16 protein-coding genes are annotated in these 19,314 nt (G+C 68.1%); 5 read left to right on the top strand and 11 right to left on the bottom strand.

Annotation, left to right across the window (positions count from 1 at the left end; translation table 11 throughout):
* Positions 1-103: 103 nt before the first annotated feature.
* The 3 genes from ET495_RS09175 to ET495_RS09165 are packed head-to-tail and all read right to left on the bottom strand — an operon-like array spanning position 104 to position 4,567.
* Positions 104-2,794, bottom strand: a complete 2,691-nt coding sequence (locus ET495_RS09175) for an FkbM family methyltransferase (protein ID WP_129204448.1) — start codon at positions 2,792-2,794, stop codon at positions 104-106.
* 1 nt (position 2,795) lies between these two features.
* A complete protein-coding gene (locus ET495_RS09170; protein WP_245992999.1) occupies positions 2,796-3,875 on the bottom strand; it encodes a DegT/DnrJ/EryC1/StrS family aminotransferase in 1,080 nt (359 codons plus the stop codon).
* Positions 3,876-3,904: 29 nt separating this feature from the next.
* Entirely contained in the window at positions 3,905-4,567 is a 663-nt protein-coding gene (locus ET495_RS09165) for a NeuD/PglB/VioB family sugar acetyltransferase (RefSeq protein ID WP_129204444.1), read from the bottom strand.
* A 325-nt stretch (positions 4,568-4,892) separates the two neighbouring features.
* Here ET495_RS09165 and ET495_RS09160 point away from each other — a divergent pair, with 325 nt between their 5' ends.
* Positions 4,893-5,210, top strand: a complete 318-nt coding sequence (locus ET495_RS09160; protein ID WP_129202598.1) for a transposase — start codon at positions 4,893-4,895, stop codon at positions 5,208-5,210.
* 17 nt (positions 5,211-5,227) lie between these two features.
* Positions 5,228-6,154 (top strand): integrase core domain-containing protein, encoded by a 927-nt coding sequence (locus tag ET495_RS09155; protein WP_245992998.1) that lies wholly within the window; start codon positions 5,228-5,230, stop codon positions 6,152-6,154.
* Between the two features lie 422 nt (positions 6,155-6,576).
* On the opposite strand, the gene ET495_RS09150 is transcribed toward ET495_RS09155, so the two are convergent.
* Genes ET495_RS09150 through ET495_RS09125 form a run of 6 tightly spaced genes read right to left on the bottom strand, consistent with a single transcriptional unit; the run spans position 6,577 to position 12,569 of the window.
* Complete coding sequence (locus tag ET495_RS09150) at positions 6,577-7,869, bottom strand: glycosyltransferase (protein WP_162616421.1); 1,293 nt, start codon at positions 7,867-7,869, stop codon at positions 6,577-6,579.
* Positions 7,870-7,889: 20 nt separating this feature from the next.
* Positions 7,890-8,915, bottom strand: a complete 1,026-nt coding sequence (locus tag ET495_RS09145) for a glycosyltransferase family 4 protein (protein WP_129204438.1) — start codon at positions 8,913-8,915, stop codon at positions 7,890-7,892.
* On the bottom strand, positions 8,912-9,961 hold the full coding sequence (locus ET495_RS09140) for a glycosyltransferase family 4 protein (protein WP_162616420.1): 1,050 nt from the start codon (positions 9,959-9,961) through the stop codon (positions 8,912-8,914). The genes ET495_RS09145 and ET495_RS09140 overlap by 4 nt, the downstream gene beginning before the upstream one ends.
* A 2-nt stretch (positions 9,962-9,963) precedes the next feature.
* The gene (locus tag ET495_RS09135) at positions 9,964-10,785 is read right to left on the bottom strand and encodes a DUF4214 domain-containing protein (RefSeq protein WP_129204434.1); all 822 of its coding nucleotides are present in this window, start codon (positions 10,783-10,785) and stop codon (positions 9,964-9,966) included.
* 12 nt (positions 10,786-10,797) lie between these two features.
* Positions 10,798-11,877, bottom strand: coding sequence for a DegT/DnrJ/EryC1/StrS family aminotransferase (locus ET495_RS09130; RefSeq protein WP_245992997.1), 1,080 nt, complete (start codon positions 11,875-11,877; stop codon positions 10,798-10,800).
* 29 nt (positions 11,878-11,906) lie between these two features.
* Positions 11,907-12,569: a NeuD/PglB/VioB family sugar acetyltransferase gene (locus ET495_RS09125; protein WP_129204430.1), complete on the bottom strand. Its 663-nt coding sequence runs from the start codon at positions 12,567-12,569 to the stop codon at positions 11,907-11,909.
* Positions 12,570-12,701: 132 nt separating this feature from the next.
* Here ET495_RS09125 and ET495_RS09120 point away from each other — a divergent pair, with 132 nt between their 5' ends.
* A complete protein-coding gene (locus tag ET495_RS09120; RefSeq protein WP_129204428.1) occupies positions 12,702-13,688 on the top strand; it encodes a GDP-mannose 4,6-dehydratase in 987 nt (328 codons plus the stop codon).
* Between the two features lie 3 nt (positions 13,689-13,691).
* Positions 13,692-14,672: a GDP-mannose 4,6-dehydratase gene (locus ET495_RS09115; protein WP_129204426.1), complete on the top strand. Its 981-nt coding sequence runs from the start codon at positions 13,692-13,694 to the stop codon at positions 14,670-14,672.
* A gap of 48 nt (positions 14,673-14,720) precedes the next feature.
* Here ET495_RS09115 and ET495_RS09110 read toward each other — a convergent pair whose 3' ends face one another.
* Complete coding sequence (locus tag ET495_RS09110; protein WP_129204424.1) at positions 14,721-16,358, bottom strand: glycosyltransferase family 2 protein; 1,638 nt, start codon at positions 16,356-16,358, stop codon at positions 14,721-14,723.
* The gene (locus ET495_RS09105) at positions 16,355-16,660 is read right to left on the bottom strand and encodes a hypothetical protein (RefSeq protein ID WP_129204422.1); all 306 of its coding nucleotides are present in this window, start codon (positions 16,658-16,660) and stop codon (positions 16,355-16,357) included. The genes ET495_RS09110 and ET495_RS09105 overlap by 4 nt, the downstream gene beginning before the upstream one ends.
* A gap of 135 nt (positions 16,661-16,795) precedes the next feature.
* On the opposite strand from ET495_RS09105, the gene ET495_RS09100 reads away from it, so the two are divergent.
* Complete coding sequence (locus ET495_RS09100) at positions 16,796-19,297, top strand: glycosyltransferase (protein WP_245992996.1); 2,502 nt, start codon at positions 16,796-16,798, stop codon at positions 19,295-19,297.
* Positions 19,298-19,314 lie beyond the last annotated feature (17 nt).

The following is a 19,314-nucleotide window of genomic DNA, read 5'->3' as shown; positions in this document are numbered from 1 at the left end:
TCGGCCTCGTGGCCCGCCCGGCGCAGTTCGAGGACGAGCCTGTCGGCGAGGAGCTCTGCCCCTCCCCGCACGAAAGGTGCGGCGTTGTTCGCGACGAGCAACTTCATTCAGTCACCCCCAGGAGATGCGGGATCACGTTGTCCCAGGTGATGCCGAGCGCCGCGCGTCGATCGTGGCTCGCGTAGCCCAGCCTCTCGGCGGCCTGGCGGTCCTCATAAAGCGCGTCGAACGCCGCCGCCAGCGCATGAGGCGTCGGGGCGACGACACGCCCCTCGATGCCGTCCCGGACGAACTCCAGGGCACCGCCGGAGTCCGTCACGGTGACGATCGCCTTGCGGCTGTGCGACGCCTCGAGCGACGTGTACCCGTACGAGTCCTCGTCGCGAGGTAGGTAGGCGACTGCCAGGCACCCGGCCAGCAGGTCGACCTTCTCGTCCTCCGGCATCCAGCCGAGACGAAGGTCGACCTTGCCCTCCAGGTCGTGCTCGCGCACGAACCGGACGATGTCCTCCTGGTAGTCCTCGTCGGCCAAGCCGCCGATGACGAGCTTCACGCCCGACTGGGTGTACAGCATCGCCTCGACCGCGAGCAGTTGCCGCTTGATGGGCGCGACCCGGCTCGGGTAGAAGATGTAGTCGCCGTAGGCGTCCGTGTGGAAGCGCGTAGTGTCCCCGCCGATGGGAGGGAGCAGGGGCGTCGCCTCGACGTCGTTGTACTCGCGCAGGCGGTCTCGAACCACGTTGGAGTTCGAGAAGACGTCGCGCGACTCGGCGAGCCCGAGGTTGTCGATGCGGCGGATCGCGTCACGGTACGCGTAGCCCTCGGCGTTGTCCGGGACGTCGCGGTACGGGGAGTCCCACAGGTCGAACAGCGTGCGGAAGTGGTGGATGAACCACGTCGCCTTGTTCTCGTGCCGAAGGATGTGCGCCGGCCATCGGACGGCGATGAGCCGGTCGCCGGCGCCCGCAAACGGCGTCGAGCGCAGCCCGACGAGCGCGGGCAGCGTGTACCGGGCAGATGGCGGGAACGGCAGGTAGAACTCCTCGACCTCGTGCCCGCGGGCGCGAAGCTCCTCCGCCGTCCAGCGAACGATGAGCCGGTCGCCACCTGAGATGTGCGGGATCGTGGTGGTCGCGAGAATGACGCGCATCTCAGTTCCCCCGGCGATCGAGTGGTCGGTGGCGCTGAGGTCCGTGAGGAGCGCAGCGATGCGGCGGGACTCGACCGCGACGACCAGTGTCTGGAAATCTCGGCGGTACGACATGCGGGCGCCCAGGCGCTTCATCCGCGTACGCACCCCGCCGGCCGTGCCGAGGAGGCGGGCGCGTGCCTCGGGCCGGTCGGCGAATGCGCGCAGCATCCATTGGCGGCCGACGCCGATGCGGATCCTGTTCAGGTCGTTCTCCAGCTCGGCGTGAGTAGGACGGCGCAGGTGGGCAACCTCGTAGAGAGACTCGATGAAGATCTGGTCGGCGACGACCGATGCGCTGTGGCCCTTCGAGTAGAACGTGCCGAGCCCAAAGCTGTCCAGAAGGCCGAACCGGTCCAGTCGCTCTATGAAGGCATCGGCGCGACGACGCTGGCTCTCTGACGCGGCAGCCGCCTCGTCCGAACGGGCCAGTACGCGCGCCACGTCGATCGGCGACCTTCCGTTGGCGATCTCGTGGATCCAGGAGGCGCTCCCGCTGTCGTCGGGCTCGCGACCCAGAACGGAGAGGTAGAGCGTCCGGACGACGGACTCAGGGCTGGCGTCGAACAGGTGAGGGATGTCGACGGCGGGTTGCCGTCCGGCGTCGGCCGCGACCCTGGTGCCGATGAGCCGCAGGAAGAGCGCGCGGCGGCGGCGGGCACGCTCGTCGTCGACGATGTGAGGCGCAGCTCTTGGCGCGGGTCGCGGCGATGCGGCCGTGGGCGCAGGCGCGGAGACGGGCAGAGGTGCATCGTCGGTGGCCGCGGTCGTCGCCGTGGTCTGCTCAGACGACGTCGCTGCGGGCTCCTCGGGCGCTGCGCCGTTGCCCTCGCTCGATGATGTCGCGAGCTTGCTGCGCAGTTCGAGGTTTTCGGCGGTCAGCGCCGCGATGGTCTCGTGGAGGTGGCTGCGTTCGGTCGCGAACGCGGGGATCGCGCGGTGCACGTACCCGTCGATAGGGTTAGCGGGCACCGACAGTGCCGCGATGAGAGCGGGGTCCGTGGTGAGGTAGTGGTTGAGGCCGTCGAACATGCAGTGCGTGTAGCCCGCCGCGACGAGCAGTTCCACCGCGCGGTCACCCTCGGTGCGGCCGCACCCCGGGCCGACGCCTTCGATGACGCAGACCGTCGGGCGTACCGGACCGTCAAGCAGGCCCCGTACCGCGTCCGACTCTCCGCATTCGACGTCGATCTTCAGAACATCGACGTGTTCGAGCCCGAGTTCTGGCAGCAGCGTGCCGAGCCGACGCATCGGCACCCGGATACGGTGCGCGGCCGGATCGTCCGAGACGAGCGACCCGGTGCCTTGGACCGTGGTCCAGCCGGGGTTCGACGGGATGACGAGCTCCACCGAGCCGTCCTTGGAGCCGATCGCAATCGCCAGGTTCGTGTCGTCGGGGCGGTCGTTCTCGAACGCCGCCAGCCGCTCGGGCTGCGGCTCGATGTTCACCCCTCGCCAGCCGCGTTCGTAGAGCGCGCGGGTGACGGATTCCTCAGTCGGGTCGTAGGCGCCGACATCGACGTACGTAATGCCGGAGCGAGCACCGAGGGCTCGCCAGAGGATGACGTCCTCGCCGTGCTGCGCGTACGAGACGAACGTGTCCACCTCAGTTGGCCGTGCCGCGTACGACCGCCAGATGCCGCATGAGCTTCTCGCAGACCTCGTGGATGTCGTGGTCGCTGAGTCCGACGTGTGTGGGCAGGGAGATTCCGGTGGCGCCGCGGTGCTCGGCGACGGGGTAGCGCGTCTCTTCCAGGTAGGGGGGCATGACGTGGAGCGGGTAGAAGACTGGGCGGGTCTCGACTCCGTCTGTGTGGAGTGCCTCGATGAGCTGGTCTCGCTGGGCGTCGGTGAAGTCCTCGACGCTGATCGTGTACAGCCAGTGGACGCGGCGGGCGTCGGGACGCTGGATCGGGAGTGCGAGGCCTTCGACGTCGGCGAGGTGCTCGTCGTAGAGCGCGCCGATCTCGTCGCGGCGGGCCACGAAAGCGTCGAACTGCTCGAGCTGGGCGAGGCCGATGGCTGCCGCGATGTTCGTCATGCGGTAGTTGTAGCCGACCTCGGGGAACCAGTACCGGCGCTTGGGGTCCATTCCCTGGCCGCGCAGCAGGCGCAGGCGTGCAGCGAGGTCGGGGTCGTCGGTGGTGACGGCGCCGCCTTCACCGGTGGTGACGATCTTGTTGCCGAAGAACGAGAAGACACCCATGTGTCCGATGGAGCCGACCCGGCGGCCGTCGACCTCGGCGCCGTGGGCTTCGGCGGCGTCCTCGATGACGGTCAGCCCGTGCTCGTCCGCGATGTTCATGAGCGCGGTCATGTCGGCCGGGTGGCCGTACAGGTGCACGGGGATGATCGCCTTCGTGCGCTCGGTGATCTTGCGCTTCACGTCGGTGGGATCGACATTGAGCGTGTCCGGCTCGGAGTCGGCAAAGACCGGGGTCGCGCCGCAGTAGCGGACCGCGTTCGCCGTCGCGATGTACGTGAGCGTCGGGACGATCACCTCGTCCCCGGGGCCGATGCCGACCGCGGCGAGGGCGAGGTGGAGCGCCGTCGTCCCGTTGTTGCAGGCGACCGCGTACTCGGAGCCGCAGAGCGCCGCGAACGCTGCCTCGAACTTCCCGATGAACTTTCCGGCGGAAGAGATCCACGTGCTGTCGATGCACTCGGCGACGTACGCCTTTTCCATACCCGAAAGAACGGGACTGGCGACGGGAATCATTCGGGTTGAGCCTTCCGGATGTTGCGGGCTGGGATGCCGACGGCGACCGTGCCGGCGGGGACGTCGCGGATCACGACCGCGCCGGCTCCGATGACGGCCCCTGCGCCGATGGTGACGCCTGGAATGACGCTGACGCCGACGCCGAGAAAGGCGCCGCTGCTTACAATAGCGCCCCCGGCGAGATGACTACCCGGACCGATATGGGCGAAATCTCCCACGATGCAGTCGTGATCGATTGATGATCCGGTGTTGATGATCGCACCCTCGCCGACCGTCGCGAAGGCGCCGACAACAGCTCCGTGCAGCACGGCGGCGCCGGCGCCGACCGTCGCGGTGCGGCTCACCTGTGCGGTCGGGCTGACGATGCTCGCCATCTGATACCCGAGCTCCGTCACCGATGCGGTCAGTCGCTGGCGCAGCGAGTTCGAACCGATGGCTACAAAGGCATGGGTGGCCGTGCCCTCTGCCAGCAGCCTCGGAAGGACGGCGTCCGTTCCGAGATAGCGCAGCTCGCCGTGCTCGCCGTCCCGGGAACCCGTACAGCCCACCAGCAGGCCAAGGGTCTCGTCGCTGCACGCATCGACGCAGGAACGAGAGTGTCCACCGTTGCCGACGACGACGACACGTGGCGCCCCCGACGGGAGAGTGGGCTTGGCCATGCGCAGAGGCTAACCTAAGGCAGCGCCGGGGTGGCGCCTCAACGACCGTCCCGCGACGCGGTGTGCAAGTTTGCTCATTTGCCGTGGTGCACATGACGGATTGGTTGAAGATAGCGTGGACGAGGGTCGCGGCGAGTGCGATGGTGACGAAGGTGATGTTGGCCCTGGTCGCGTCCCGAGGCGCCTGGTAGCGATCTCGGACTCCGGCATTCGGAAGAACTGCACGACGCTCCACGAATAGTGCTATGGCCTCTGGTGTCGCGCGTCAGGCTATGTGGCAGGGCCCGTTGGTTGCGGGCCTGACCTGTGAGGAGTCTGATCGTTCATGGCAAGACCAGCGGCCGTTCCGGCTGAGGAGAAGACCAGGATCGTGTTGTCGGTCCTGGCCGGGGAGGTCACCGTCGCCGAGGCCGCCCGGCGGGCGAAGGTGTCCGAGCAGTCGGTCGGGAACTGGAAGCGGCAATTCCTCGAGGCTGGCAAGACCGGCCTGGCGGCGGGGAAGTCGGGCCCCTCGACGCGGGAGCAGCAGCTGGAGTCCGAGGTCGCCGAGTTGACGCAGGCCTTGGGCGAGGCGCACCTGGAGGTCCGGGTGTGGAAGAAGTCCGCGGAGGGCCGGCTGGGCCCTTCGAGGACCTCGAGGTGATCCGTCTGGATGCGGGCATGCCGACCACGAGGTTCTGCTCTCTGATCGGCGTGCCCGAACGCACGTGGCGGCGCTGGCAGGCCCGCGCCCGCACCGGAGCACCGACGAAGGGGCCGTGGCCGCTCCCGGCCCGCGAGAGTGTCGCCGAGGCTGCCCGTCGGCACGCGCTCAAGCATCCCGCGTGGGGGCACCGCAAGATCTGGGCCATGTGCCGCTACGAGGGTCACACCGCATCGCAGGCGTCCGTGCTGCGGCTGCTGCGCGACGAGGGGCTGATCCTGCCCGCGGCCTACCAGCGTGAACGCCGCCAGCTCGCCGCGCGTAGGAAGGCGGCGTTCGCGACCGAGCCGACGGGGCCGAACCAGGTGTGGCAGCTGGACTTCTCCGAGTTCGAGACCACCACCGGCGGGACGTGGCGGATCGCCGGGTGCCGGGACTACTGGAGCAAGTACGAGCACCCCTGGCATGTGTCCCCGACCGCGAACCAGCACGACGCCATCGCCGCGATCGAGCTCGCGCTGACCGACTACGAGACGATGTTCGGCCGCCCGCTGATCGACGCCTGCGAGCGAGACGGCGACGGGAACGTCATCTCGGCGGTCACGGTCGTCACGGACAACGGCGGCCCGTTCCGCTCGCTTAGGTTCGAGCACTTCATCACCGCCCACCCCGAGCTGCGGCACGTGCGCACCCGCGTGCGCACGCCCGGGCAGAACGGGTCACGCGAACGCGGCTTCCAGTCATTGAAGTACGAGCGGCTCTTCCTCGAAGAGATCGACGACGTCCTGGCCCTCGTCGAGCACGCCGACGACTACCGCGACGACTACAACACCGTGCGCCCGCACGAGGCGATCGCCTGGAACCGGCCCCTGGAGGTGCACCTCGGCCTGGCCGACCCCACCATCCCCAACTTTGAGAACACCCAAATCCTGCCAGCCGCTTGACGCGAGACACTGATGCGCACATGACGGACCCGGGCCGCGTTGGTGACGTACGCCCGTTGCGGCACAGCCGCGATGCGGGCGACGTGCTAGTCGGTCAGAAGGCCGAAGGGGGCATGCCGGGCCCCTTGGGGCCTTGTAGGCTCATCGCAGATGAGGGTGTGGGGGCGTCGATGGTGTCGTGACACATCGGGCCCAGTGGCGGGCGTGTCGAGGTAGGTTCGTCCACGTCGAGGTCTTTCGGATGGGTTGGCGTGAGAACCCCCATCTTCGGAAGGCCTCGACCCCTACCCGGTCACCGACGCGCCAACACCAGCCGCGCCACCAGCGACCCGACTACACGCTCATCTGGGACGAGCCGCATCGACTCGGAAATCCTGGAGTGAACCAGGATCAGCTGCCGGGATCCTCGATATGGGGGGCGCTCAGTCGAGGTCGAACAGTTCGAGCGAGATCGATGTCACGTTGTCGATGACGACACTCTTTCGAGACAGTCCATTCCGCCTGAGTTGGCTGGTTAGGTCTTCGGCCAGGTGGACGTAAGGCCGGCGGGCCAGAGCGAGATCGGCGGCCCGCCGGATGCCGTCTGCGTAGGCCGCCCCGGTCGAACCGCCCAGGACGTACTCCCGTGCGGCCGTTCCTTTCGCGGTGCGCAGATCACAGTCGTGTGCCAGTGACCTGATCGCCTCCCGGACGGATGCGATCCGGTCTACCGGAGAGGCCTTGACCACCGCGTCGTCGGGCAACTCCGCATAGTGTGCGTGATTGTAGACAATGACCGGTAGCCCGGCCTGCATCTGGGTCAGGACGCTGGCTGACTGGCCCTCAAGGACCGGCTCTCGCAGGGCTGCCGCAATGTCAGCGCGGTGAAGGATGGCACGAAGCTCACCGTCGGAGACGCGGCCGGGAACCTCAAACCGGGCTCCGAGTCCTAACTCGTCGGCAAGGCGCACGACGGTCCCTACCTGTGCCCCGTGAGTCCCGACTGCCCACAGGTGAACGTTCTTAAGCGCAGGATCTTCGGCTATCGCAGCGAGCAGCACGCCAAGGCCACGGTTGGCGTTGACGTGCCCTACGGTCACGAGAAGCACAGCGTCGTCATCGAGCGCGTCGAGGCGGTCCTGAATGACCTCGCGAATCTCTTCGTCGTTCCCGCCGTGGGCGTGGGGGACAGGGAGCCGTGCGACCGAGACGTCTCCGAGCAGGCGGCCATCGATTTGCTGCGCGTGCCATCGAGAGTGGACCACCGCTCCCAGAGAGTGCTCGACCGCGACGTCAGCGAGCGTTACCTCTGCGCACAACCGTAGCCATGTCTCTGTACCACCGCTGTCCCCGGGGTCACGAAGGTAGGCGGCCTTGTCCGCTCCGTGCTCGCGGCGGACGTGGGCGACGAGGTCCTCGAGCCATTCGTCCTGCCTTGCCGTGAACAGGACAAGGTTCGTCAGTGAGGCATCGTGGACCACAGCCAGGCCGGGCACGCGCCTCGCCAGCGGCAGGATCGCGGCATGGAAGGAGCTGTCGCCCAGGGCGTAGATGACCAGGTCATAGGCGCCTAAGGCCGTCGCAGTCTCAAGATCTGGCTGGGCGAAAGGAACGACTCTGACGGGCGACGGCCGGAGCGTCCGCGACCCCGGGCACCAGATGTCGATCTCCCATTCGGTGGCGAGATGGGCGACGGCCTGCGTCATGACGTCGGCGATCGCGCTCTCTGGAGCCATCGGTGTCACCATCGCGACTCTCAACGGGTCAGCTCCTTCACGACTTGGGCCCAGGACAGGTCGAGTTCGAGCGCGAGCGCGTAGGCGTTCTCGCCCATCTCGCGGGCGCGGTCTCGGTCGCCTGCAAGCTTGTCGAATGCGGAGGCGATGCGCTGCGGATGCGGCGAGGGAACAAGGCCGGTGCGACCGTCCTTCACCAGCGTCAGCGTCCCGCCGGAGTCCGAGCACGTGACCGAAGGTTTGCGCGACATCGCCGCCTCGTAGCAGACGTATCCGTACGAGTCTTCGTTCATCGGTAGGTAGACCGATCCCAGACACCTCGAGAGCAGGTCGACCTTCTCGTCGTCCGAGATGAACCGATCGATCAGCTCGACGCGGTCGCCCAGCGAGTTGGTCTCGATCAGGTTCCGAAGGTCAGCGGCGACCTGAGGGCTCTCGGCCGCGCCTGCGACGACCAGCCTGACATCGGAACGCACGTGGCGCATCGCTTCGATCGCGAGACGTTGCCGCTTGCCGTCGGACACTCGCCCGAGCGCGACGATGAAGTCCTCGGCGGGCGCCGTGCGGTAGTCGGTGTCGGAGTGTGGCGGGGTCATGAGAATACCGGCGCGGATGCCACTGTTCTCCTCAAGGCGGTCGGCGATCATGGGTGAGATCGCGTAGATGCGCTTCGCGCGTGGGAGTGCATTCGCATCGGCGGTGCGCACGACGTCAACAACGCGGTCAAGCTGGGGATCGGACGGCCAGCCCACAGGTGGCGGCTCGTAGGCCTGGCGGAACTGGTGAACCAGCCAGATGACTACATCCTCATGGGGAATGAGGTAGGCGGGGTACTTGAGCCCGATGACACGGTCGACGTTGACGGCCTGAAGCAGTGATGCGTAGATCGTGGAGTCGACGATCTCCTCAGGGGTGTTGCCCAGCGGGATCCGCAGCAGGTCGACCTCGTGGCCGGCGTCGCGAAGCTCGCGCATGAGCCGGTCGACCATCAGTTCTGCGCCGCCCCTGACGAACGGGGCGGCGTTGGTGGCGAGCAGCAGTTTCACGGGGCGACTCCAAGCAGGCGAGGAACGACGTTCTCCCAGGAGATGCCAAGCTCCGCTCGCCGGTCGTAGCTCGCGAGACCCATGCGCTCGCTGGCGGACTTGTCTTCGTAGAGTTGGTCGAATGCCGCTGCCAGCGCCTTCGGATCTGGCTCTGCGACGAAACCCTCGACGCCGTCGCGGACGAACTCGAGCGCCCCTCCGGCGTCGGCCACCGTCACGATGGGTTTGCCGGAGTGCGACGCCTCCAGGGATGGATACCCGTACGAGTCCTCGTCCGACGGAAGGTATGCCACTGCGAGGCTCGACGCCATGAGTGCGACCTTGAGCGACTCCTCCATCCAATCGAGTTCCAAGGTGACCTTGTCCTCCAGGCCGTGCTCGCGGACCCTCTCCCGGAGGAGGTCCGCGTAGCCTTGGTTCTCGGGCTTGCCGGCAATGACGAGACGCACGCCGGATGTCGTGTGACGCATCGCTTCTACGGCGAGCAACTGCCGCTTGATGAGAGTGACGCGGCTCGGGTAGAAGATGAAGTCGCCGGTCCCGTCGTTCCGGAACCGCGAGGTGTCACCCCCTAGCGGGGGAAAGAGGGGTGTCGCGTCGATCTCGTTGTACCGCTTCACGCGGTCACGCACGATCAGTGAGTTGGTGAACACGTCTTGAGACTCGCCAAGCCCGAGGTTGTCGAACTGGCGGAAGGCGCGTCTGTACGCTCGGGTCTCCGGTGTGTCCGGATGCGTTCTGTACTTGGTGTCCCAGAGGTCGAACAACTCGCGATAGTGGTGGATGAACCACGTCGCCTTGTTCTCGTGGCGGATCAGATGCGCGGGCCACCGGATCGCGATGAGCCGATCACAGCTCGTCGCGAGCGGCACGGCTCTCAACCCGACCAGAGCGGCCATCGTGGGGCGGACTCCGGGCGGGAACGGGAAGTAGAACTCTTCGACCTCGTGGCCGGCGGCCCGAATCGCGTCAGCGGTCCACCGGACGATCAGGCGGCCGCCTCCATCGATGTTGGGTACGGTCGTGGAAGCGATGGCGACTCGCACGATCAGACAGTCCTTCCGTCGTGCTGGTCGGGTATCTCGGCGTGATCGGCGAAGGCGCGGGTGAGTGCCGCGATCCTTCGGGACTCGGCTGCGTTCACCATGTCGCGGAAGGTTCGCAGGTATCCGACGCGGTGGACCAGGTAGCGCAGAACGCTGCTCGGCGTCCGGCCGCGCGCCCCGATCAAGCGACACTTCACTTCGCGGCGGCTCGCGAAAGCACGGAGCATCCATTCACGCGAGACGCCGTGCTCCAGCTTCGCGGCCTCTGCGTCGAGCTCCGCCGGCGCCGGTTGTCGACGAAGTGCCACCTCGTACAGTGCCGCGACGAAGACCTGGTCTGCACAGAGGCCAGGTCGGCCCCCGGAGTACGCGTGTGCGGAGTACGCACCCAGGTCCTCGAGTGTTCTGAACAGGCCGATCCGATGGAGCAGGCGCTGCGCGCGGACCTGCTGCTCTGGCGACGCGTTCCTTGCCTCATCCGAAGAGGCAAGACCCCTGGCCAACTCGTCGATCGGTGTGCCTTCGGTGAGGTGGTTCGACCAGGCGATGAGGCCAGGCTCGTCGGGCTCGCGCCCAAGGATCTCCCGGTACAGCGTGGTGACTACTGCTTCCGCCGGCGCGGATCCGAACTCGGAGACGTCGACCCCGAGCAGTCGTCGGCGCCGAGGTTCCACGCGTGCCTCGACGACGAGTCGTTCGACAGGGGCCTCCAGGATGTCCCGAAAGGTCTGGCGTCGGCGAGACGAACGGAGCGACGGCTCGACGGCAGGCGGCGCCGAAGGTGGCGTCAGTTCGGCTTCCGGAGTGCTGGTTTCGGTGTTCATCAAGGGCCGCGCTCAGGCCTGGACGGCACGGACGATGGCCAGATGCCGCATGAGCTTCTCGCAGACCTCGTGGATGTCGTGGTCGCTGAGTCCGACGTGTGTGGGCAGGGAGATTCCGGTGGCGCCGCGGTGCTCGGCGACGGGGTAGCGCGTCTCTTCCAGGTAGGGGGGCATGACGTGGAGCGGGTAGAAGACTGGGCGGGTCTCGACTCCGTCTGTGTGGAGTGCCTCGATGAGCTGGTCTCGCTGGGCGTCGGTGAAGTCCTCGACGCTGATCGTGTACAGCCAGTGGACGCGGCGGGCGTCGGGACGCTGGATCGGGAGTGCGAGGCCTTCGACGTCGGCGAGGTGCTCGTCGTAGAGCGCGCCGATCTCGTCGCGGCGGGCCACGAAAGCGTCGAACTGCTCGAGCTGGGCGAGGCCGATGGCTGCCGCGATGTTCGTCATGCGGTAGTTGTAGCCGACCTCGGGGAACCAGTACCGGCGCTTGGGGTCCATTCCCTGGCCGCGCAGCAGGCGCAGGCGTGCAGCGAGGTCGGGGTCGTCGGTGGTGACGGCGCCGCCTTCACCGGTGGTGACGATCTTGTTGCCGAAGAACGAGAAGACACCCATGTGTCCGATGGAGCCGACCCGGCGGCCGTCGACCTCGGCGCCGTGGGCTTCGGCGGCGTCCTCGATGACGGTCAGCCCGTGCTCGTCCGCGATGTTCATGAGCGCGGTCATGTCGGCCGGGTGGCCGTACAGGTGCACGGGGATGATCGCCTTCGTGCGCTCGGTGATCTTGCGCTTCACGTCGGTGGGATCGACATTGAGCGTGTCCGGCTCGGAGTCGGCAAAGACCGGGGTCGCGCCGCAGTAGCGGACCGCGTTCGCCGTCGCGATGTACGTGAGCGTCGGGACGATCACCTCGTCCCCGGGGCCGATGCCGACCGCGGCGAGGGCGAGGTGGAGCGCCGTCGTCCCGTTGTTGCAGGCGACCGCGTACTCGGAGCCGCAGAGCGCCGCGAACGCTGCCTCGAACTTCCCGATGAACTTTCCGGCGGAAGAGATCCACGTGCTGTCGATGCACTCGGCGACGTACGCCTTTTCCATACCCGAAAGAACGGGACTGGCGACGGGAATCATTCGGGTTGAGCCTTCCGGATGTTGCGGGCTGGGATGCCGACGGCGACCGTGCCGGCGGGGACGTCGCGGATCACGACCGCGCCGGCTCCGATGACGGCCCCTGCGCCGATGGTGACGCCTGGAATGACGCTGACGCCGACGCCGAGAAAGGCGCCGCTGCTTACAATAGCGCCCCCGGCGAGATGACTACCCGGACCGATATGGGCGAAATCTCCCACGATGCAGTCGTGATCGATTGATGATCCGGTGTTGATGATCGCACCCTCGCCGACCGTCGCGAAGGCGCCGACAACAGCTCCGTGCAGCACGGCGGCGCCGGCGCCGACCGTCGCGGTGCGGCTCACCTGTGCGGTCGGGCTGACGATGCTCGCCATCTGATACCCGAGCTCCGTCACCGATGCGGTCAGTCGCTGGCGCAGCGAGTTCGAACCGATGGCTACAAAGGCATGGGTGGCCGTGCCCTCTGCCAGCAGCCTCGGAAGGACGGCGTCCGTTCCGAGATAGCGCAGCTCGCCGTGCTCGCCGTCCCGGGAACCCGTGCAGCCCACCAGCAGGCCAAGGGTCTCGTCGCTGCACGCATCGACGCAGGAACGAGAGTGTCCACAGTTGCCGACGACGACGACACGTGGCGCCCCCGACGGGAGAGTGGGCTTGGCCATGCGCAGAGGCTAACCTAGGGCGACGCCGGAGTGGCGCCTCAACGACCGTCCTGCGACGCGGTGTGCCGTTCGGTCGAAGATTGCCCCGGTAATGTTGACCCGTCCGAGACCGTAACGCACACAGAGGAACTCATGGCACGCGCCCTCATCACAGGAATCACTGGACAAGACGGCCTCTACCTTGCGGAACTGCTCCTCGGCAAGGGGTATGAGGTCTACGGCTTGATCCGTGGTCAGAACAACCCGAAGCGCGAGATGGTCGAGGCGACCGTCCCGGGTGTGAAGCTGCTCACCGGCGACCTGACCGACTTTTCTTCTCTTGTTCGCGCGCTCAATGTCGCGCAGCCGGACGAGGTGTACAACCTGGGTGCGATTTCGTTCGTCGCGTACTCGTGGGAGAACGCATCGGTGACGTCGGACGTCACGGGCAAGGGTGTGCTGAACATCCTCGAAGCGGTGCGTCTGTACGCCGGCGACGATGTGGAAAAGGTTCGCTTCTACCAGGCGTCGTCGTCGGAGATGTTCGGCAAGGTCCAGGAGGTTCCGCAGCGCGAGTCGACGCTGCTGTGGCCGCGCTCGCCCTATGGCGTGGCGAAGGTCTTCGGGCACTACATGACGATCAACTACCGCGAGTCGTATGGGATGCATGCCTCGAGCGGCATCCTCTTCAACCACGAGTCGCCGCGTCGTGGCTTCGAGTTCGTCACGCGCAAGGTGACGGCCGCCGTCGCGCGCATCAAGCTCGGCCTGCAGGAAGACGTGACGCTGGGCAACCTCGACGCCAAGCGCGACTGGGGCTTCGCGGGCGACTACGTCGAGGCCATGTGGCGCATGCTGCAGCAGGATCGGGCCGACGACTACGTCGTGGCGACGGGCGAGACGCACTCGATCGGCGAGCTGCTCGACATCGCGTTCACGCACGTCGGCATCGAGGACTGGGCCCCGTACGTCAAGCAGGACCCGCGCTTCATGCGGCCTGCCGAGGTCGACCTGCTCATCGGTGACCCCACCAAGGCGCACGAGAAGCTCGGCTGGGAGCGCAAGGTCGACTTCCCGGGCCTCGTGACGATGATGGTCGAGAACGACCTGCGCGAGCAGGCCGACCTGGCTGGCAAGTAAGCCGTGGCGACCGCCCTGATCACAGGCATCACGGGTCAGGACGGCTCCTACCTCGCCGAGCGCCTCGTGGCCGAGGGAGTGGACGTGCACGGGCTCGTGCGTGACGAGCCCGAGCGTGTGCTCCTGTCTGACAGAGCAGGTGTCACGCCGCACCTGGGCGATCTGAGCGACACCGGGCGTGTCGCTCAGATCGTGCAGGAGGTGCGCCCGGACGAGATCTACAACCTGGGCGGGATCAGTTCTGTGGGCTTCTCCTGGGACGAGCCCGTCCTGACCGGCCTGGTCAGTGGGCTAGGTGCCGTGGGTGTCTTCGAGGCGGCGCGCAGGCTCCAGGACGAGACGGGCCAGCAGGTGCGTGTCGTGCAAGCCTCGAGCGCGGAGATCTTCGGGACGCCCGACCGCACTCCCCAGGACGAGCAGACCGCGATCCGTCCCGTCTCGCCGTACGGCGCTGCCAAGGCGTACGCCCACACGAGCGCCGCGGTATATCGCAGTCGCGGTGTCCACGTCGCCACCTGCGTGCTCTACAACCACGAGTCGCCGCGCCGTCCGGAGACGTTCGTGACGCGCAAGATCACCGCGGCTGCAGCGCGCATCGCCCGCGACGGCGGTGGCGTGCTGGCGATGGGAAACCTGGAACCCCGCCGGGACTGGGGCTGGGCTCCGGACTACGTCGACGCCATGGTGCGCGCCGTCCGCCATCCCGAGGCGGACGACTTCGTGGTCGCGACCGGCGTGACCCACTCGGTCGGGGACTTCGTCCGTGCGGCCTTCGCCCGTGCGGGCATCGACGACTGGCAGGCCCATGTCGAGCTCGACCCCCGGTTCGTCCGGCCCGCCGACGCTGCGGTCCAGGTTGGCGACGCCGGCAAGGCCCAGCGAGTACTCGGGTGGAGTACCTCGGTCGCGTTCGACGAGCTCGTCGGCCGGATGGTGGACCACGACCTTGAGCTCCTGACCGCGCACCCGGACTCCTCGCGCTGATCGGCGCGAGGGTCCGGGTACGCGGGACGTCAGGCGAGGTTTCGATCGTCAGCCGCGGTGCGCGATGCGGCGGCGCACGGCGTCGGCCAGCCGCCTCCCCAGGGGTACCGGCGGCTCCTCCGGCAGATAGAGGTCCCGCTCGGCCCCGAACCCCCACCGGGCCCGGAACCTGTCGATCTCCCACTGCGCGACGCCGGCCACCCGTGACTTCGACTCGAAGTGGAAGGCGCGCACGTGTGCGAGCCAGACGCGTCGCAGGCCGAGCCTGGCGACCTTGAGCGACAGGTCGACGTCGTTGTAGTTGACGGGCAGCGTCTCGGTGAACCCGCCGACGGCGTCCCACGTCTCGCGCCGCAACGCGATGCACGCTCCGGTCAGGGCGGTGACCTCGCGGTCGATCTGGAGGGCGCCGAACGGTCCGGCGGCGCCGTCGGGCATCCCCTGGAGCGCGTTGTACGGCCCGCCGAACCGGTTGTTGATCCCGGCGTGCTGGAGGGTCCCGTCCTCGAACAGGAGGCGCGCGCCCGTCATGCCGACGCGCGAGCCTGCGGTGGGCGGATCGGCCAGCGGGAGCACCAGCTGGGTGACGAAGTCGTGCGAGAGAATCTCGACGTCGTCGTTGAGCTGGACGACGTAGGTGCCCGACGACGCAGCGACGCCGACGTTGCACTTCTCCGAGTAGCTGAACGGCTTGGTGTACGGCACCAGGACGAGGTCCGTGCCGGCGATCTCGCGGAGCTCGTCGAGCACGGTGGCCGGTGTCGGAGGGTCGTAGACGACGACGATCTCCAGGTCGACGTCGCCTGCGAGGTCGACCAGGGAGCGTACGGCGTCGACGACGAACACCCGCTCCTGCCCGAACACGACGCCGGCGTCGCCGCGCGTCGGGATGACGACGGAGACGACCCCGTCGACGGCACCGGTGCGCGTGACGCGGTACGTCCCGGTCTGGGGGCCGAGCGCGACGCGCGCCGCGAGCCCCGTGCGCCGACAGTGCTCGGCGACCGCACGGCGGCCCGCCTCCCACGTGTAGGGCTTCGCGTTCTCGTCGGCGGCGGTCGAGCCGTCGACGGCCCGCCAGTGGTACAGGACCTCGGGCACGTGGACGATCTCCCGCGCCTTCTCGGTGACGCGAAGCGCGAGGTCGTGGTCCTGCGACCCGTCGAACCCCTCACGGAACGCGCCGACCTCCCGCACCAGGTCGGTGCGCAGCACCTGGAGGTGGCCGGTGTACATCTGGCCGCGCAGGCGCTCGGGCGACCACGGGGGCTTGCGGAACGTGTCGTAGTGCCGGCCCTGAGCGTCGACCTTGTCCTCGTCGGAGTAGAGGTAGTCCGCCCGAGGGTGGGCGTCGATCGCCGCGGCCATCGACGCGAGCGCGTGCGGGGCGAGCAGGTCGTCGTGGTCCAGGAGGGCGACGAACTCGCCGCGCGCACGGGCGACCCCGTCGTTCGACGCCGCGACGATGTGACCGTTGGTCGCCCGGTCGACGACGACGATGCGTGGGTCACGGCGTGCGGCCTGCCGCAGCACGTCACGCACACGCGCATCGGGGGAGGCGTCGTCGACGGTGATCCACTCCCAGTCCCGGTACGTCTGGCCGACGACGGACGCGATCGTCCTCTCGAGAACGGCGATGTCCGGGTCGTAGACGGGCGTGACGATCGAGAAGCGTGGCGTCGTCACGGCCTCCGCCCCGTCGCCATGCGGACGACCTTGCGTGCCGCGCGGAACGGGATCGTCGCGACGCGGGTCGTCCGGTAGGCCTTCGACGCGTGGAACTCGGCGAGGATCTGCTCGACCCGGGCGGCGTTGCCGGGTGCCGCCTCGAGCTGGGCCTCGAGGCCGATGGCGCGGTCACGCTCGACCCAGAGCGCGTGCTCCAGCTGCTCCACGCGGGCCTTGAGCTCGCGGAACTGCTGCTCGGTGGGCGCCGACGCCGCAGGGCCTGGGTCGGTGGCGGGAGTCTCGGCGGGTGTGGGGCTCACGCCAGGGTTGTTCACGCTGTCTCCGGATGGGCAAGAATGGGTGCCGGACGCCGACCAGCGTATCCGGGTGCGCGGACTGCGCGGCACCGGCGGGCGCGGCGCCGCAGCATCCCGAGCGACGATGAGGAACGACCTGTGACGACAGCCGAAAGCCCAGCACACACGACCCGTCCGGGCGTCGTCTCGGTCATCCTCGTCAACTACAAGGGCGCCGAGGACACGATCACGTGCCTGGGCTACTTCGATGACGTCGAGTGGCCCCGCGACCTCCTCGAGCTCATCGTCGTCGACAACGACAGCCAGGACGGGTCCGCCGAGAAGATCCGGGCGGCAGTGCCGCACGCGACGGTCGTCGAGTCGGGGGGAAACCTCGGGTTCGCGGGCGGCTGCAACGCGGGCGTCGCGCACGCCAGCGGCGAGTACGTCGGCTTCATCAACAACGACGCGCGCCCCGGGCCGCAGTGGATCTCGGCAGCCGTCGCGGCGATGCGGGCGGACTCCACGATCGGTGCGGTGGCGAGCAAGGTGCTCGACTGGGACGGCAACCTCGTCGACTACGTCGACGGCTCGCTCACGTGGTGGGGCGCAGGGTACAAGCGTGAGGCCGAGCAGCCCGACGGGCCGCAGTACGACGTCGCGAAGGACGTGCTGTACGGCACCGGCGCGGCGATGTTCGTACCGGCGGCCCTCTACCGCGAGGTCGGCGGGTTCGACGAGCGCTTCTTCATGTTCTACGAGGACGTGGATCTCGGCTGGCGCCTCAACGTGCTGGGCTACCGCGTGCGGTACGTGCCGGAGTCGCTCGCGTACCACAAGCACCACGTGACGATGAAGAAGTTCGGGAACTTCCGCGAGACGTACCTCCTGGAGCGCAACGCGCTCCTGAGCATGTACAAGAACCTCGACGACGAGTCGCTCGCCCAGGCGCTGCCCGCGGCGATGGCGCTCGCCGTTCGCCGTTCGATGGCGCGCACGGCGACGGACGCGCGGATGCTCGACCTCCAGGTCCGCCCCGGCGGCGACGGCGTCGGCACGGTCGAGGTTCAGAAGATGGCCCTGACCGGGCCGCTGGCCCTCGACTACTTCGTGGAGCAGATCGAGGACGGGCTGCACGACGCGCGCCTGGAGATCCAGGCCCGGCGCCGGCGAAGCGACCGCGAGATCGCCCCCCTCTACCGCAAGGCGATCGAGGCCGCGTATGCGTTCGAGGGGTACAACACCGGGCATGACGCGCTCGTCCAGGCGTTCGGCATCGACAAGCGCTTCGCGTCCCGGCAGAGGGTGCTCGTCGTCACGGGCGAGCCGCTCGGCGAGAAGCTCGCCGGGCCGGCCATCCGCGCCTGGGAGATCGCCAAGGCGCTGAGCCCCGTCGCCGACGTGCGGCTGCTGTCGACGTCTGACGCGACGGTGACCAGCCCCGACTTCGAGATTGTCACGGCCGCCGGCCCGCAGCTGCGCAAGGACACCGACTGGGCCGACGTCATCGTCTTCCAGGGGTTCTTGCTCGAGGGCGCGCCGTGGCTGATGAGCTCGAGCAAGATCCTCGTCGCGGACATCTACGACCCCATGCACCTGGAGCAGCTCGAACAGGCGCGTGACCTCGGTCCGGAGGGCCGCGCTCTCGCGGTGCGCGGGACCACCGAGGCGCTCAACAAGCAGCTTGCCCGGGCGGACTTCTTCCTCTGCGCGTCCGAGAAGCAGCGCGACTTCTGGCTCGGGCAGCTCGCCGGCCAGGGGCGCATCAACGCTCTGGTCTACGACGAGGACCACTCGCTCGACTCGCTCATCGCCGTCGTCCCGTTCGGCGTCGCCGACGACGCCCCCATCCAGACGGCGCGAGCGATCAAGGGCACGGTGCCGGGGATCGGCGTCGACGACAAGGTCATCCTCTGGGGCGGCGGCGTCTACAACTGGTTCGACCCGCTGACCCTGGTCCGCGCCGTCGACCGCCTCGTGAAACGGCACCCCGAGGTCAAGCTGTACTTCCTCGGGCTCAAGCACCCGAACCCCGGCGTGCCCGACATGCGCATCGCGTGGGAGCTCAAGAAGCTGGCCGGAGAGCTGGGACTCACCGACAAGAACGTCTTCTTCAACGAGGGGTGGGTGCCCTACAACGAGCGGGCGAACTACCTGCTCGACGCCGACCTCGGTGTCTCCACGCACTTCCACCACATCGAGACGGCGTTCAGCTTCCGCACCCGCATCCTCGACTACCTGTGGGCCGGCCTGCCGATCGTCGCGACAGGCGGCGACACCTTCGACGCCCTCATCACGGAGCACGGCCTGGGCCAGACGGTGCCGCCCGAGGACGTCGACGCTCTCGAGGCAGCGCTCGAGAAGTACCTGTTCGACGACGAGGCGATCACCGCAGCCCGGGCCGCGGTGAGCGACTTCGCCGACAGCCTCCGCTGGGCGTCGGTGCTCCGGCCGCTCGTGGAGTTCTGCCGGTTCCCGCGACGCGCCGCGGATCTCGAGCACACGGGAGCGGACGTAACGATCGGCGCGTCCGCGCACCCGAAGCCTTGGAGCGTGCTCGGCGATCTCCGGCTCCTGCGCGAGTACTCGCAGGCGGGGGGAATGACGGAGGTCGTGCGACGCGCTGCCGGCCGTGTGCGCCGGATCGCACAGAAGAACTGAGGCGAGCGGCGGGGCCC

The sequence above is a fragment of the Xylanimonas allomyrinae genome (genome assembly GCF_004135345.1).
In the GTDB taxonomy this organism is placed as follows: domain Bacteria; phylum Actinomycetota; class Actinomycetes; order Actinomycetales; family Cellulomonadaceae; genus Xylanimonas; species Xylanimonas allomyrinae.
This window is presented reverse-complemented; position numbering and strand designations above follow the sequence as displayed.

Excerpts from the sequence above, each read along its gene's own strand:
- ET495_RS09170 (WP_245992999.1), bottom strand. The coding sequence starts at position 3,875 with ATGGAAAAGGCGTACGTCGCCGAGTGCATCGACAGCACGTGGATCTCT.
- ET495_RS09165 (WP_129204444.1), bottom strand. The coding sequence starts at position 4,567 with ATGGCCAAGCCCACTCTCCCGTCGGGGGCGCCACGTGTCGTCGTCGTC.
- ET495_RS09160 (WP_129202598.1), top strand. The coding sequence starts at position 4,893 with ATGGCAAGACCAGCGGCCGTTCCGGCTGAGGAGAAGACCAGGATCGTG.
- ET495_RS09155 (WP_245992998.1), top strand. The coding sequence starts at position 5,228 with ATGCCGACCACGAGGTTCTGCTCTCTGATCGGCGTGCCCGAACGCACG.
- ET495_RS09150 (WP_162616421.1), bottom strand. The coding sequence starts at position 7,869 with ATGGCTCCAGAGAGCGCGATCGCCGACGTCATGACGCAGGCCGTCGCC.
- ET495_RS09135 (WP_129204434.1), bottom strand. The coding sequence starts at position 10,785 with ATGAACACCGAAACCAGCACTCCGGAAGCCGAACTGACGCCACCTTCG.
- ET495_RS09130 (WP_245992997.1), bottom strand. The coding sequence starts at position 11,877 with ATGGAAAAGGCGTACGTCGCCGAGTGCATCGACAGCACGTGGATCTCT.
- ET495_RS09125 (WP_129204430.1), bottom strand. The coding sequence starts at position 12,569 with ATGGCCAAGCCCACTCTCCCGTCGGGGGCGCCACGTGTCGTCGTCGTC.
- ET495_RS09120 (WP_129204428.1), top strand. The coding sequence starts at position 12,702 with ATGGCACGCGCCCTCATCACAGGAATCACTGGACAAGACGGCCTCTAC.